Below are 15,903 nucleotides of genomic sequence, written 5' to 3'. Positions count from 1 at the left end.
AATTATTCGGATATGAAAAATATACTGAAAATATCTATAGCGGCTCTTGCCTCGGCAGCACTGCTCAGCGGGTGCATCAAGGAGACGTTCCCGACGGACAGGGCTACGTCCGACCAGCTCGCCGGGTCTTCAACAGCCCTCGAAGCTATGGTGAAAGGTATCCCCACCGCATTGATACAGCCGAGGTCTCTTTCTGCCTATGACAAGATGCACTGGAACTTCGCGCTGCCGGCCATCCACCTCGCTACGGACTCTGCGGCCGGTGAGATCGTCATAACGGGCGATACGGGCTACGACTGGTTCAGCCAATGGGGTGCCAATAACTCCCTCGGCGACAACTATGCAGTCGGCGACCTGCCCTGGAAAAACTATTACACATGGATCAAGGCGGCCAACGATATCATCAGCACCATCGACCCGGAAGCTCTCACGACCGCGACCAAACATGTCCTCGGCTTTGCCTACGCATACCGGGCCTCGTTCTACCTCGACTTGGTACGCATCTATGAATTCAAGGAGAACAAGTATACCTCCGGCGATGGAGTTGTCGGCCTGGCAGTGCCCATTGTGACGGAAACGACGACCGAAGCGGAAGCCAAAGCCAATCCCCGCGCTACGGCGGCCGAGGTGTACGAAAAAGTAATCTTCCCCGACCTCGAAAAGGCGGCGGCATACCTTTCCGATTACTCGGCGGCAGATCCCTATACGCCCAGCCTGGCAATGGTCTATGGCCTCCAGGCCCGTGCATATCTGGAGCGCGGAACTTCCGACAACGACTCCGAGGCTTACAAGAAGGCTGCCGAATATGCCCGTAAGGCTATCACAACGAGCGGCTGTACTCCCTTGACCCAGGCACAGTGGGAAGACCCCACGACCGGCTTCAATAGTGCGACGGCCAACAACTCGTGGATCTGGGGCCTGCCGATCACCAGCGACAACGTCACCAACCTGATGAATTTCCAGGCCCACATCGGCAACGAGGAGTCGTGGGGCTACGGACACCAGGTGGGACGCGCCATCGACAAGGAGTTCTATACCAAAATCGACAACAAGGATTTCCGCAAGCACTCGTGGCTCGATCCCGACCGCAACTTCTACGCGTACAAGAGTTGCCGCCCCAACGGCAGTGCATATTTCGCTACGCTGAAGGATTACGTCAACATCAAATTCCGTCCCGCACAGGGAGCTTACAGCGACTACAAGATCGGCGGTGCTACGGACATCCCGTGCATGCGCGTCGAAGAGATGTATCTCATCGAAGCCGAAGCTACGGCCCAGAGCAATCTGGTCGCAGCTCGTGAGTTGCTCAATACGTTCATGAAATACCGCATTACCGACGGTTCGTACAGTTGCACCGACCGTACGCCGACGCTCAAGAGTTTCATCGAGGAACTGATCACGCAGAAGCGCATCGAGTTCTGGGGCGAAGGTATCATCATGTTCGACCTGAAACGCCTGGATATGCCGATGAAGCGTGGTTACAAAGGCACCAACTCTCCCTCGGATTACCGTCTGAATACCGACGGCCGCGCTCCCCACTGGAATTTCGTCATCACCCGTGGTGAAATCCAGAACAATCCCGCCGTAGTCAACAACCCCGACCCCTCGGGTAAGATTCCGGTTTGGACAGAATAGGTATCCGGAGAATGCAAAATTTGCTTTAATTCCAAAGATCGAATAGTATGAAAACAATCAAATATTTATTGTTCGCGTTCATAGCACCCTTCGTATTGGCAGGATGCTCGGACGACATCAAATATACTCCCGGAGAAGGCGAAGATCCGGACTGCTACGGCGTATATTTCCCCTCGCAGGAATATGCCACAGACAATGAACGCGATCCGGCAGAGCCTACGACCCTGCCGTTCACGGCCAAGCGCAAGAACTACAAGGATGCGATCACGGTTCCCGTGGAAGTCACCGGCACTCAGGACGGCATCTTCACTGTTTCGGAGATCAAATTCGAAGCAGGACAGGAGGAGACCGAATTTACCGTGGATTTCCCCAATGCCGAGATCGGCAAAACCTACGAATGTTCCATCCGCGTGACGGACAAGAAATACGCGCAGCTATACGGGGAATATTCCAACGGGCTCGATTTTAGCGTCACCCGCGTACAGTGGAACCTCGTGAAGGGTCCCAACGGTGAAACCAAGGGCACGTGGCGCGACGATTTCTTCACGGCGATAATGGGCTCGAACATAAAGGAAAACGGTGTCCCCAATGCAGAAAAGGCAGTCGAGATTTACGAACGTGCCGACATGAAGGGGTACTACCGTATCCAAAACATCTACGACGAAGCCTACATGGCCAAGATCGTCGGTGTAAGGTACTCCAACGTACCCTCCGTTCCTACCTATACCATCATCGACGCACGGGATCCCGAAAAAGTATGGTTCCCGGTACAGCCGACTGGTTTTGAGATCAACGACGTCGGATACGAAGACAACGGCGCATTCGTGATCGTTTCGTTCTGCCAGGAGAATTATCCCACCATGGCTTCCGCCACGATGTACGGTACGCTGGAAAACGGCGTCCTCACCTTCCCGCCGAAAGCGATCCTTCTGACGACACCTTCGCTATGGGAAGCAACCAGCTACTTCAAGGCCAATACCGAAATGACCCGCCTGTTATTCCCGGGTGCAGTAAGCTACGATTACTCGGTAGCCTTCGAGAAGTCGGCGCCCGCAGACGGCAAGGTCGCCATCACGGCTACGCTCGGCAGCGACGTCGACAAGGTGAAATATGCCTTCTTCGAGGGTGCGCTCAGCGAGTCGCTCGCTGCGGCCAAATCGGGAGATATCGACGCAGGTACGACCCCGAGCGAGGAGATCACGGCTTCGGGTACGATCACCGCCGTCATGGAAAAGACCGGTATCTACACCATCGTCGGCAACTCTTATGACGAGAAAGGCAACCTCCAGAAATACGGGTACGTATCGTTCGGTTACGTCAAGGCCGGGGAGGAAAAACCCGTCGTGATGAGCGTCCGCACAGAGCTTACGTGGGAGAAAGAGTCTGAAGGCCACACCCCCGAAAACTCGATCAAGGGGATCCTGTTCGGCGAGGAGATCGCATCGGGCTACATCGGCCTGTTCACGACGGCTTCGACCCAGGGCATGAACGAATCGCAGCTGATCGCCGGTGTCAAGGCATCCGGCAAGGCATTGACCGCCGAACAGCTCGAAAAGATCAACGATACGGGCTACGCTCCTTTCTATGTTGGGCTGTCAAAGGGTACGAGCTACACACTGCTGGTATACGCCGACAACGGTTACAACGGCAAACTGTTCGCCGTAGAACAGACTACTGCCGGCAAGGCAGATCCGCTGCAGCGTAAATATACCATTGACGATCTTTATACCTTCTCTAATAAAGCCCAGCTCTTCAAAACATGGGATCTGTGGGGCATAAACAATGACGGCTCCGGCAAAACGAATCGCTCGAAGATCGGCCAGGTCGTATTCTCGGAAAACGAGACCGACGATACCAGCAATCTGGATGCAATCAATGTTGCGGGCCTCTCGCTCGGAGCCAATAACGAAGACACGGTTGTCTGGGAGTGGTACAACGGGATCATCTATGTTCTGAAAGGGCAGCCCATGGGCACCATTCCGTACCAGGGAGCGACGCTCTATCTCAAGTATTACATTCTGGACAAAGAAACGAGCATGGGTGCGGACACAATCGACGGCATGATGGTCGGAGGTGTCACGGAAGACGGGTACCTCGCCCTGATTTGTAGCCCCGACTTCTCAGACAAGTATAATTTCGACACCATATTGGTCAGGGCGTACACGGATGCCAACTATACGAACTCGATCGGCAACTGGGAAAGCTATACCTCCCCGCTGATGGTACCGGCGACCGGTGGCAACACGGGAGCAGCTGCGCCGCGCAAGGTTGCTTCGGATAAGATGCTGACCCTCTCGAAGGAAATTTCCATCAACCCCTCGAACTACGTCGAACTGCGCGGCCGCGAACGTGCCCACGCCCTGATCGACGAATTGTTCGGCAAGCCCGTCAACCGCGGCGCGAACCCGCTCGAAGGTGAGGTGTCCGTTCGGATCGCAACTCCCGCGATGAGTTCATTCTCCGAAGGTTTTGTACCCCGGGCAAACAGCCTGCAAAGCGGAGGCATGGAGAAAATGCCCCTGAAAAAAATGGCTAAATAATTTCAGTCGTTCACCCAATTAGTGATCAAGAGCGGTCTCCCCTTCCATCGGGGAGGGGAGACCCTCAAAAAAATAACTCGGATTATGATTGATAAAAAATTACTACTCATTGCAGCGCTTCTGCTGGCGAGCTGTACGTCCGACCTTATGACCGAAGGTAGCGACGGCGGTTCGCAAAACACCGCCGCATCGCATAAGATCGTCAACACCTCGGTCAATGCCGAGGCCGGAAGCCTGCTCGTCTATTTCGACGACGCAGCCATCGGCAGCCTCGAACAGGCCGCCGAAGCCGCCGCCAAGACACGGTCGGTCGCTACCCGCGCGGGTATCGTCTCCGTGGATGAAATACTTTCGGAGCTGAACGTCAGCTCCCTGAACCGCCTGTTCCCGGTAGACACACGCAACGAGGAGCGCACACGTGCGGCCGGCCTGCACAGGTGGTACGAATTGCAGTTCGACACCGAAGTCGACCTGGATCTCGCCGCACAGAAACTGTCGGCCGTAGCCGAAGTGGCGAACATCCAGTTCAACACGAAGCTCGAAAAAATGTGGGACGGCAAGGCCACCCCGCTCCGTTCGGATGCGCCCGCCATGTCGGCAGGCACACGTTCGATCGTATGGCCGTTCAACGACCCGGAATTGAAGCGCCAGTGGCACTATATCAACAAAGGCGACAAGGCCGTGGCACAGACCGCGCGCGAAGGTGCGGACATCAACGTGGAAGAGGCATGGAAACTCACGGCCGGAGATCCCAAGATCATCGTAGCCGTAGTCGACGAAGGCGTGAAATATACGCACCCCGACCTGGCTGCGAACATGTGGGTCAACACCAGGGAGATGACCGGAACCACGGGCGTCGATGACGACGGCAACGGTTACGTGGATGATTATTACGGGTACAATTTCGTTACGAACGGCCCCATCTCCTGGGATGTGGTCGACGCAAAGGGCGACGGCGACTCCGGTCACGGGACGCATACCGCAGGCACGGTAGCGGCGGTCAACAACAACGGCATCGGTGTCTGCGGAGTAGCGGGCGGCTCGGGCAACAACGACGGTGTACGGATCATGTCGTGCCAGGCCCTGTCCGGCACCGCAGCAGGTTCGGGCACGACGGCCGTCATGGCAAGGGCATTCAAATACGCGGCCGACAACGGTGCTTCGATCATCCAGTGCTCGATGGGTATCAAGGGCGGTGGCTACACCTCCGACGACCAGTACGCCAAAAATGCCAAAGCGGAGCACGACGCACTCGCCTATTTCATCGCCACGTCGAACTGCGACGCGATCGACGGCGGTCTGGTCATCTTCTCGGCCGGCAACGACGCACTCGACCGTGCCGGGTACCCCGGGGCGTTCCGCGATTATATTTCGGTAACCTCGTTCTCGCCCGACTTCCTGCCTGCAAGCTACACCAACTACGGCCCCGGCTGTAACATCTCGGCGCCGGGCGGCGACGCTTACATTGCAAGCAATTCGACCGCTACGGTACTTTCGACGATGCCTTCGGAAATGAACGAGGGTTCGGACTACGGATACATGCAGGGAACCTCGATGGCCTGCCCGCACGTGTCGGGCGTGGCAGCACTCGGACTCTCCTATGCGCTGAAACAAGGCAAGCACTACACCCGCAACGAGTTTATCAGCATGCTCCTCACCTCGGTGAACGACATGGAACGGTATCTCGACGGCACAAAGGAGTCGAACGGCACGATGTACCTCGAAAACTACCGCAAGCAGCTGGGTACAGGCGCAGTAGACGCTTATCAACTGCTGATGCAGATCGAAGGCACGCCGTGCCTCAAGGTCGGCGTAGGGGCTGAAGAACTCGTTCCCCTGACGCAGTTCTTCGGTGGCAGCGCAACGAACCTCACCTACACCGGTGTTTCGATGTCCGCAGCCGACATGGCCAAATTGGGGATCGAAACCTTGCCCACAATGGCCTACGGCAAACTGAAGATCAAGTGCACCAAGTCCGGCGTAGCGAAGATTACGGTTACGGCAATCGGCGGCGGCGACAAGGTCGGTACAGGTACCGTGATGGGCGGCATGACGATCACCAAGGAGTTCGCCATCATCGCCCGCGGCGTACAGGCCGGGAACGGAGGTTGGTTATAATACGAATTACGATAACAGCAAAAAGATCATGAGAAAGACTATCTATATTCTCTTTGCCATACTCGGCATGAGCCTGTTCGCAGGGTGCGACGACGACAAGAAAGATAACAACACGCCGTTGGCCAAGCAACTCGTCGGAGAATGGCGCCTGACCTCATGGACAGGCCAGGCTCCGCAGGTGTTCGACGCCTACATCGCATTTGACGGAGGGTCGTTCACCATCTACCAGAAGATCGAATCCGTAAAGTACCAGAAATACACGGGCAGCTACTTGCTCAAAGGCGATGTACTTTCGGGAAATTACAGCGACAACACTCCCTGGGGAAGCTCGTACACGGTCACGGCAGACGAATCGTCCAACACCATCACGCTGACCAGCACGGCCGACACCGGCGACGTGTGCGTATACACTCGTGCGACGATTCCGGAGTCGGTAAAGAACGACGCGGTGAGCATGCAGGGCGTACGCTCGGATTTCTTCCGGTTGCTCTAAGCCCCGGCTTGTAATATTTCCAAAGCCTTCGGTAAATGCCGAAGGCTTTTTTTCATACATATACCAAACTAATGCACAGCAAGTTAAGCAATTAAAAGAAGAAGCTCGCGCGGCCAACGCCGCAGGCACCCGGCCGGCCGGAAAGCCCTCAGTGCAGCCGCCCCATCACGCGGGAATTGTTTTTTTCGGAAACAGATTTTACGCATATCCGAAAAAACGGTTATCTTTACGCAAATTTTTAATACCGGACGATAGGGAAAATCAGGCATGCAGGAAGGCCCGCGCCGTTCCGCTTTGGCATATTTTTCACTATCTTTGAAACAAATACGTCACGAACCATGAACATCACCGAAATTTTGCCCGGCATCCATTACGTCGGGGTCAACGATCGCACAACCACCCGTTTCGAAGGTCTCTGGTCGCTCCCGCAGGGGGTTTCATACAATGCCTATCTGGTTGCCGACGAGAAGGTCGCACTGATAGATACCGTCGAAGAGGGCTTCGGCAGCCGTCTGACAGAGAACATCCGCGAGGCCATCGGCGACCGCAAGATCGACTACCTGGTCATCAACCACATGGAACCCGACCACTCGTCGTCCGTGCGCGCACTGCGCATGCTCTACCCCGACATCCAAATCGTGGGCAACGCCAAGACGCTGCAGATGCTCCAGGGATTCTACGGCATCGACACCGGGACGCTCGAAGTCAAGGAGGGCGACAGCATATCGCTCGGCTCGAAAACGCTCTCGTTCTACATGGCGCCGATGGTACACTGGCCCGAAACGATGGTGACATGGTGTGCCGAGGCCGGCACGCTCTTCTCGGGCGACGCCTTCGGCACGTTCGGCGCCATCGACGGCGGCATTACCGACTCGCAGATAGACCCGTCGCGCTACTGGGACGAAATGCGCCGCTACTACGCCTGCATCGTCGGCAAATACGGAGGGCCTGTACAAAAGGCGCTCGCGAAGGTACGGGGCCTGAACCCCACGACCATCTGCTCGACCCACGGCCCCGTATGGCAGCGCGAGATCCCGCAGGTGATGGACGTCTACGACCGTCTGAGCCGCTACGAAGGCGAACCGGGCGTGGTGATCGCCTACGGCTCGATGTACGGCAATACGGAGCAGATGGCCGAGCGCATAGCCCGCGAACTGGCCGCCGAAGGTGTGGGCCCGATCTTCGTCCACAACATGTCCTACGCCGATGAATCCATCGTCCTGCGCGACGTATTCCGTTACGACACGCTCATCGTGGGCGGCCCGACCTATAACGGAGGGCTCTACCCGCCCGTGGCACGCCTGCTCGACCTGATCGCGGCACGCTGCGTCCCGCAGCGCAACTTCGGCTGGTTCGGCTCCTTCTGCTGGGCGAGTGCCGCCGTACGCTGCCTGGGCGAATTCGCACAGAAGATGAAGTGGGAGGCGATCTGCGAACCCGTGGAAATGAAGCAGGGTTTCTCGCCGGCATGGCACGAGGCATGCCACGCGCTCGCAGCGCGGATCGCCGGGTGCATGCACCGCTAAACCAACCAAAAACTTGGACATAATATGATGAAAATCGCAGTCGTGGGTACGGGTTATGTCGGCCTCGTATCGGGTGCCTGTTTCGCAGAAATGGGGCTCGATATTACGTGCGTCGACGTCGACAGGAAAAAGATCGACGCCCTGAACAACGGCCTCATCCCGATTTACGAGCCGGGGCTCGAAGAACTCGTCAAACGCAATGTCGAGGAGGGGCGCCTGCACTTCACGACCGAGTTGACGGACTGCCTGGACAAGGTGGAAGTAGTCTTCTCGGCCGTCGGCACACCGCCCGACGAGGACGGTTCGGCAGACCTGAAATACGTGCTCGAAGTCGCCCGTGCGTTCGGCCGCAACATCAAGAAGTATACGGTGCTCGTCACCAAAAGCACCGTACCCGTCGGTACGGCGCAGAAGGTCAAGGCCGTGATCCGGGAAGAGATAGACAAACGCGGCTGCAAGATACCGTTCGACGTGGCCTCGAACCCCGAATTCCTGAAGGAAGGCGCGGCCATCAAGGATTTCATGTCGCCCGACCGCGTGGTCGTAGGCATCGAGAGCGAACGGGCGCGCAAGCTGATGACCCGCCTGTACCGTCCGTTCCTGATCAACAATTTCCGGGTGCTGTTCATGGACATCCCCTCGGCGGAAATGACCAAATACGCGGCCAACGCCATGCTGGCGACCCGCATTTCGTTCATGAACGAGATCGCCAATCTCTGCGACCTGGTAGGGGCGAACGTCGAAATGGTGCGCAAGGGCATCGGATCCGATGCCCGCATCGGCAGCAAGTTCCTCTACCCCGGCTGCGGCTACGGCGGCTCGTGCTTCCCCAAGGACGTGAAAGCCCTGGCCCGTACGGCCCAGGAACACGGTTATACGATGCAGGTCATCGAGGCGGTGGAACGGGTCAACGAAGGGCAGAAATCCATCCTGTTCGGCAAACTGCAACGGGCACTGGGCGACCTGCACGGAAAAACCATCGCGATATGGGGCCTCGCGTTCAAGCCCGAAACGGACGACATGCGCGAAGCGCCGGCACTGGTGGTGATCGACCTGTTGCGTAAGGCGGGCGCCACGGTTCGGGTCTACGACCCCGTGGCGATGGAGGAAGCCCGCCGCAGGATCGGCGACGAAGGGGTGCATTACGCAGGTTCGATGTACGAAGCTGCAAAGGGCGCCGATGCCATCGCACTCGTCACGGAGTGGAAACAGTTCCGGATGCCCGACTGGCCGCAATTGCTCACGCTCATGCGCGACAACATCCTGGTCGACGGCCGCAACATCTTCGACAAGGAAGAGGTGCTCAACGCCGGGCTGCGCTACTACGGGATCGGGAAATAGGCGGCGGGAAATAACCCGCCGCAGGGCATCCGGCCGATGCCGCGCCCTGCACCGCAATAAGCCCCGGAGCTTCCGCTCCGGGGCTTTTACCGGCAGACGGGACGGCAGTCCGCATGCCGAAAATGAACCACACCCTGCAGGAAAAGGCCAATCACCGCCCGATAATTCGGTGTATTTTTGTGGTGCCAAAACCATAAAAGCACATGGATAAAGATAATTCCAAAACATTCCTGCTCGTCCTGCTGGGGCTGCTGACCGCATTCGGGCCCTTCGTCACCGACATGTACCTGCCGGCGCTGCCCGCCATGGCGGACGATTTCGGCACCTCGTCGTCGATGGTACAGCTGGGACTGACCACAAGCATGATCGGGCTGGCCTGCGGACAGCTCTTCTTCGGGCCGCTGAGCGACAAATACGGCCGCCGCACCCCGCTGCTGACGGCCATGTGGCTGTTCCTGGGCTCGACAGTGTTCTGCATCTTCGCCGCAGACATCGAACAGTTCGTGTTTCTGCGCTTCGTGCAGGGCATCGCGGGGTCGGGAGGCATCGTGATCTCCCGCTCGGTGGCGACGGACAAATTCTCAGGCCGCGAACTGGCCAAGATGCTCGCCCTGATCGGAGCGATCAACGGCATAGCCCCCGTGGCGGCACCGATCGTCGGCGGAACACTCACCGGCATCATCGGCTGGCGGGGTATCTTCACGATCCTGCTGGGACTGGGCATAGTGCTGCTCGCGGGCAGCTTCCGTTTCAGCGAATCGCTCCCGGCAACCAACCGAAGCACCGTGGAGTGGGCGGATATACTCCGCGGGTTCAAAACGACGCTCCGCAACCGCCGCTACCTGTGCTATATCTTCCAGTTGGGGTTCGCCCAGGGCATATTGTTCGCCAACATCGCTTCGTCGCCCTTTATCGTGCAGCAGCACTACGGGTTCACGCCTTTCCAGTTCAGCATCTGCTTTGCGGTCAACGCCGTCGCCATCGGGGGCGCAGCCGCACTCTCGGTCAGGTTCCGCCGCCCCGAAAACGGCACCAGCACCGGTTGTGCGGGGATGATCTTCTTCGCCGTGGCCGAAGCCATAGCCCTCGCCGCGGGCTGCAACTTCTGGGTTTACGAGTTGCTGATGTTCGCGCTCCTGTTCGCCATGGGGCTAACCTTCACGACTTCGACGGCACTGGCGATGGAAAGTGCCCGGGAGAATGCGGGGACGGCGTCGGCACTGCTGGGCGCCGTATGCTTCGCCTTCGGCGGGATCGTCTCGCCGCTGGTCGGGATCGGCGACATACTTCTCTCGACGGGCACCGTGTTCGTCGTCTGCGCCGTCTGCTCATGGCTCTGCATACGCCTCGCGATGCGCCTCGCCTCGCCCCGCCACGGCTCGCGGCTGCCTGACAACGGAACGGGCCGGCTCCCACGCATGGGAACCGGCCCGTTATCTGTCCCGGACAACGAATCACCTGCGGACTTTGACAATGATCTTGCGCACATCGCCCTCGCCGATCATCGGCGCATGGCCGTCTTCGGGGAAGAGGATCGTGAACTGCCCCGGGCGCAGCGTATAGAAGGTCTGCGGCTCATCGTCGAAGAACTGGATATCCTTCCCGGCATCGAATTCGCCCAGCGGCTTGCGCAGGTCGGCACGCTCGCTCCACCCGAAAGTCTCCTGCTCGCCGCGGATCAGCACCTGGATGTCGATATAGGCGTCGTGTATTTCGAGTTTGGCATCCGCCGGTTTTTTCAGCGCAGGTTCCATTACGTTGACATAGATGTCCTTGCCGTCGAGTTCATGGATCCCCGGCTCCATCGTTTCCCAGTCGGTCGAAGCGATGAAGCCGAAGGCTTTTTCCAGACGCGGGCTCACCGGATAATAGAGCGCGCTGTTCTTCAAAGAGTCGAAAATCATAGTTTATCGGATTAGTTATTCAGTAGATTCTTTTGGAGACGCACCACGACGGGCAGGTGATCCGAATATTCGACCAGAGGCACCTCGTAGGAAACCGGGTCGAAACTGTCGGAGCAGAGGACATAGTCGATGCGCAGCGTATTGAAGAAGCCGCGGAAAGTATGCGAATAGCCCGAACCGCTCTTGCTGAAAGCGTCGTTCAGCCCCCCGGCCATCGTGCGGTAGACATAGGACATCGGCGTATCGTTGAAATCGCCGCAGACGATGCACCGCGCACGCGCGTCGGCGATGACATCGGCAATGCTGTCGACCTGTGCGGCACGCAGGATGCTGTTCTCGCGCAGGCGGCTCACGATGCTGCGGATCTTGACTTCGCGTGCCGTGTCGGAGATGAAATCGCGGTTGGTGATATATTCGTTGTCGGCCGCCTTGATCGCCGTCGAACGCAGGTGGTTGTTGAACACGCGCACCGTATCGTCACCGATCAGCAGGTCGGCCCAGACCGACGTATTGGGGGTCAGCACGATGCCCGAGCGCAGGATACGGTATTTGCTCAGGATGAAAAGCGATGCCCCGTACAGCGAATCGGGAGCCTGCGTACGGCCGAAGGCCGCGCTTTCGTATTTCTCGTCCAACAGGGCGAAATCGTCGGATTTCTCGGCCAGGCGGGCATTGAACTCCTGCATGCAGACGATATCGGGATCGTATTCGCCGATCAGGCGCACGATGTCATCGACATTGCTGGCTCCGCTTTCGCCGAAGAAACTGCGCACGTTATAGGTCATGACCTTGAAAGCCCGGCGGTCGTAGCTCTCCTCGCCGTAGCTGCGGCGGAATTCGGGCTTATAGAAGAGCGAAACCTTGAAGAGACCGATGACGACCAGCGCCAGCATCGTCCCGGCGCGGAGCAGCCGCCAGCGGATGACCCAGTAGAGCGCCAGGATGACCGTAGCGACGTAGATCGCCGGGGCGGCAAGCCCCAGCAGGGGAAAGAACCAGACCCCGGCGGGGTTCACATAAGGGACGAAATAGGTGACGGCCATCGTGGCCCCGACAACGACGGTCAGGAGCGTCATCACCAGGTCGAGCAGCCACATGAGCAGGCTGCGGTGCGGTTTCTCCCCGCGCCGGCTGCCGTAATCGTTCTTATAGAATTCGCCGGACATCGGCTCAGAAGCGGATTATGCCGCGCTGCTTCCACCAGTGGAGCAGCAGGAAACCCCAAAGCATACCGCCCACGTGGGCGAAATGCGCCACATTGCCTACGCCGCGCCAGCCGAGGAAAAGTTCGATGACGCCGTAGATGATGACGAACCATTTGGCCTTCATCGGGATCGGCGGGATCAGCAGCATGATGACCGCATTGGGGTGCATGACGCCGAAGGCGAGCAGCAGCCCCATCACCGCGCCCGAAGCACCGACCAGCGACATGGGCAGCTCGCCGAACGCCAGCGCCGTGAAATACTGGATCAGCGCCGCACCGATGCCGCAAACCATGTAATAGGTCAGGAAACGCTTCGACCCCAATTCGTATTCCAACGTACGCCCGAACATCCACAAGGCGAACATATTGAAGAAGATATGCTCGAAATTGGCATGCACGAACATGTAGGTGACGAACTGGTAGGTGTGGAACAACGGCGCTCCCAGCCACAGGGCGCAATACTCCATGATGGCGTTATGTGCCGGTTGGATCAGGGCCGTAGCCATGTAGACCAGGGCATTGATGATTATCAGGTTTTTCACCACCGGGGGTGTCTGAAAATAGCTGTTCATTGCGTAAAATTTTTACAAAAGTACGTTTTTCCACCGGATTATCCCAGTTTGGTACGGATATCTTCGGGGGTTATTTCTGCAGTTATGGCTTTGCCCGAGGGCGAGAAACTGAAATTGCCCGTAGCGGCGAGCTGGGCGAGCAGTACGGCGGCTTCGTCGCGCGACATATTGCGGGGAATGCCTTTCGCCCCGCCGCGCGCCATGACGGCGGCGATCTTCTCGCGGCGCTGATCCGCGAGCGACACGGGCGTCGAAAAGGCTTGCAGCAGGTCGTAGACCATCTGGTCGACGGCATCGGCCGGCATATCGGCCGGAGTGCCCTTCACCTCGATCGTCCCCTCCCCCGCAAAGTCGATGTCGAATCCCAGCGACGCGAATTCCACGGCGTTCTCCTCGAGCAGCGCATATTCGTCGCCCGACAACACCAGCCGCTCGGGAAAAAGCAGTTGCTGGCTCACGGAAGACCCGTTTCCGAGCATCTTCAGGTAATCCTCATAAAGAATGCGCTCGCGGGCACGCCGCACGTCCACCACGACGAACCTCCCGCCCAGCAGCGCGGCGAGGTACCCGCCGCCCAACGGCAGGGGATCGGTAAATTCCGGACGCCCCTCGACCGCCAGCCGCTGCTGCCCGGCCGTAGCCCCGGAAGGGATGAACTCCAGGGCACTCGTCCCGAACCCGGCGCCGGACTCCACCTCGAAACTGCTCCCCGAAACGAAATCCTCGAACCCGTCGGCTGCCGAGGAAGGGATGGTGAAATCCTCCCCCGCCGGCGGGGTTTGCGGAAGGGTAAATCCGCTGCCGGCGCTGCGCAGCCCGCCGGGCAGGCTGCCACCGGACGCACTGTCCCCCGACTTGCCGCCGCCCATACCGGCGCGCGGGGCGAAGCCCGTCCCGGCCGTATCGGAAAGCGTCTGTCCGCGATCGTCGTACGGGACATCGAAGCCCGTGAAATCGACATTGGGATCGGGTGCCGTAGGGTCGATATACTCCTCGCGGAACGGATTGTAGTCGCCGTTGGACATGGCGCGGGGCTCGCTGTAGACGGCCCCTTTGCTCAATGCCGGGATCTCGACGATGCCGTCGCGGTCGAAATCCATCAGCGGCACGGCCCCCGTCTTGGCGAGCGTCTCGCGCACGGCGGCGTTGATGATCTGCCAGACGGCCTCCTCGTCGGCGAATTTCACTTCGGTCTTCTGCGGGTGGACATTGACGTCGATGCGCGAAGGGTCGATCGTCAGGTAGAGGAAATAGGAAGGCGAACTGCTCTCGGGGATCAGTTTCTCATAGGCCTTCATGATGGCGCTCGTGAGGTACGAACTCTTGAAATAACGTCCGTTGACGAAGAGGTACTGCTCGCCGTTGCGCCGCTTGGCGGCAGCCGGACGGCCGATATAGCCCCCGATGCGGGCGATCGAGGTGTCGGCATCGACCTCCAGCAGGTTCTGCTTGATATGGCGTCCCACCACGTCAACGATACGTCCCGCCAGCGACGTGGCACAGAGCGTATAGACCGGAGCGTCGTTGGCGTAAAGTTCGAAGGCGATATGGGGGTTGCACAGCGCAACACGCTGGAATTCGGCCTTGATCTGTGCGGCCGAAGTCGTACTCTTGTCGAGGAAACGGCGGCGGGCGGGCACGTTGTAAAAAAGGTTGCGCACGAAGAACTGCGCCCCCACGGGACACATCACGGGAGTCTGCCCGGCGAACTGGCCGCCGTTGATTTCGGTCTGGGTACCCACCTCGTCGCCCTCCTGCCGCGTGCGCAGTTCGACCTGCGCCACGGCGGCGATCGAAGCGAGCGCCTCGCCGCGGAACCCGAACGTATTGAGGGCGTAGATGTCTTCGACGGAAGTTATCTTGCTGGTGGCATGGCGGTCGAAGGCCATACGCGCGTCGATGGGCGACATGCCCGAGCCGTCGTCGACGATCTGGATCAAATCCTTGCCCCCGTCACGGAAGTTGACCTTCACGGTACGGGCGCCGGCGTCGATGGCGTTCTCCATCATCTCCTTGACCACCGATGCGGGACGGTTGACGACCTCGCCCGCAGCAATCTGGTTGGCGACGACTTCGGGTAATAATCTGATCTTATCTGCCATTTATTCCTGATAATCGTTGGGAACCACCGTGATAGGCTGCTCCTGCCACTCTACGTCGGAAATACCCGTCTGGTCGAGCCCGTTGCGCGGAGCGGATTCGGTGGCAGCGGATTCGGTCTGTGCCGGCGCCGTACGGGCGCGCAGGAACACATCGGCGAGCTTCGGATAAAGGATGTAGATGAACAGCAGGACGATAACTGCGGCACCGGCCATCTTCCAGATGCGCATACGACCCTTGTCATCCTCCTTGGAACGGCGGGCGGCACGGGCATCGCGCTGCGTACGGATATATTGTCCGGGACGGTACTCACGATCCCCGTCTTCGACCCTCTCGCCGCGAAGTTCGGCACGGCGCTGCTCGCGCGCCTCCTTTTCGGGATCGTAGTAGCGCGGTATGTAGTTGAACTTGTTGGCGTGTCTCTTGAACGGGGTGAAACCTAACATGGCGTGTCCTCCTAATTATTTTTG

At 58.7% G+C, this 15,903-nt stretch carries 11 protein-coding genes and 1 pseudogene; 7 read left to right on the top strand and 5 right to left on the bottom strand.

Annotated elements, in window-relative coordinates:
* The first annotated feature begins 12 nt into the window (after positions 1-12).
* The 7 genes and pseudogenes from NQ559_RS10485 to NQ559_RS10455 all read left to right on the top strand — a co-directional run.
* A complete protein-coding gene (locus NQ559_RS10485) occupies positions 13-1,635 on the top strand; it encodes a RagB/SusD family nutrient uptake outer membrane protein (RefSeq protein WP_026318188.1) in 1,623 nt (540 codons plus the stop codon).
* 47 nt (positions 1,636-1,682) lie between these two features.
* Positions 1,683-4,175, top strand: coding sequence for a hypothetical protein (locus NQ559_RS10480; RefSeq protein ID WP_018694892.1), 2,493 nt, complete (start codon positions 1,683-1,685; stop codon positions 4,173-4,175).
* 84 nt (positions 4,176-4,259) lie between these two features.
* On the top strand, positions 4,260-6,293 hold the full coding sequence (locus NQ559_RS10475) for a S8 family peptidase (RefSeq protein ID WP_018694891.1): 2,034 nt from the start codon (positions 4,260-4,262) through the stop codon (positions 6,291-6,293).
* A gap of 28 nt (positions 6,294-6,321) precedes the next feature.
* Positions 6,322-6,786 carry a lipocalin family protein gene (locus tag NQ559_RS10470; RefSeq protein WP_018694890.1) on the top strand — a complete coding sequence of 155 codons (465 nt, stop codon included), beginning with the start codon at positions 6,322-6,324 and terminating at the stop codon, positions 6,784-6,786.
* A 338-nt stretch (positions 6,787-7,124) separates the two neighbouring features.
* A complete protein-coding gene (locus tag NQ559_RS10465) occupies positions 7,125-8,312 on the top strand; it encodes an FprA family A-type flavoprotein (RefSeq protein ID WP_018694889.1) in 1,188 nt (395 codons plus the stop codon).
* Positions 8,313-8,339: 27 nt separating this feature from the next.
* Positions 8,340-9,653 carry a UDP-glucose dehydrogenase family protein gene (locus NQ559_RS10460; RefSeq protein ID WP_026318187.1) on the top strand — a complete coding sequence of 438 codons (1,314 nt, stop codon included), beginning with the start codon at positions 8,340-8,342 and terminating at the stop codon, positions 9,651-9,653.
* Positions 9,654-9,856: 203 nt separating this feature from the next.
* Positions 9,857-11,011, top strand: a pseudogene (locus tag NQ559_RS10455) (multidrug effflux MFS transporter); the annotation flags it as partial.
* Between the two features lie 96 nt (positions 11,012-11,107).
* Here the strand turns inward: NQ559_RS10455 and NQ559_RS10450 are convergent.
* The 5 genes from NQ559_RS10450 to NQ559_RS10430 are packed head-to-tail and all read right to left on the bottom strand — an operon-like array spanning position 11,108 to position 15,879.
* Positions 11,108-11,557, bottom strand: coding sequence for a NanQ anomerase/TabA/YiaL family protein (locus NQ559_RS10450; RefSeq protein ID WP_032135054.1), 450 nt, complete (start codon positions 11,555-11,557; stop codon positions 11,108-11,110).
* 11 nt (positions 11,558-11,568) lie between these two features.
* Entirely contained in the window at positions 11,569-12,723 is a 1,155-nt protein-coding gene (locus NQ559_RS10445) for an endonuclease/exonuclease/phosphatase family protein (RefSeq protein WP_018694886.1), read from the bottom strand.
* A gap of 4 nt (positions 12,724-12,727) precedes the next feature.
* A complete protein-coding gene (locus tag NQ559_RS10440; RefSeq protein ID WP_018694885.1) occupies positions 12,728-13,333 on the bottom strand; it encodes a rhomboid family intramembrane serine protease in 606 nt (201 codons plus the stop codon).
* Between the two features lie 38 nt (positions 13,334-13,371).
* Entirely contained in the window at positions 13,372-15,435 is a 2,064-nt protein-coding gene (mutL, locus tag NQ559_RS10435; protein WP_018694884.1) for a DNA mismatch repair endonuclease MutL, read from the bottom strand.
* Positions 15,436-15,879 (bottom strand): hypothetical protein, encoded by a 444-nt coding sequence (locus NQ559_RS10430; RefSeq protein WP_018694883.1) that lies wholly within the window; start codon positions 15,877-15,879, stop codon positions 15,436-15,438.
* Between the last annotated feature and the right edge of the window lie 24 nt (positions 15,880-15,903).

The organism is Alistipes onderdonkii (assembly GCF_025145285.1).
Lineage (GTDB): Bacteria > Bacteroidota > Bacteroidia > Bacteroidales > Rikenellaceae > Alistipes > Alistipes onderdonkii.
Note: the sequence above shows the minus strand (reverse complement) of the source record. Positions and strands in the feature narration are given on the sequence as shown.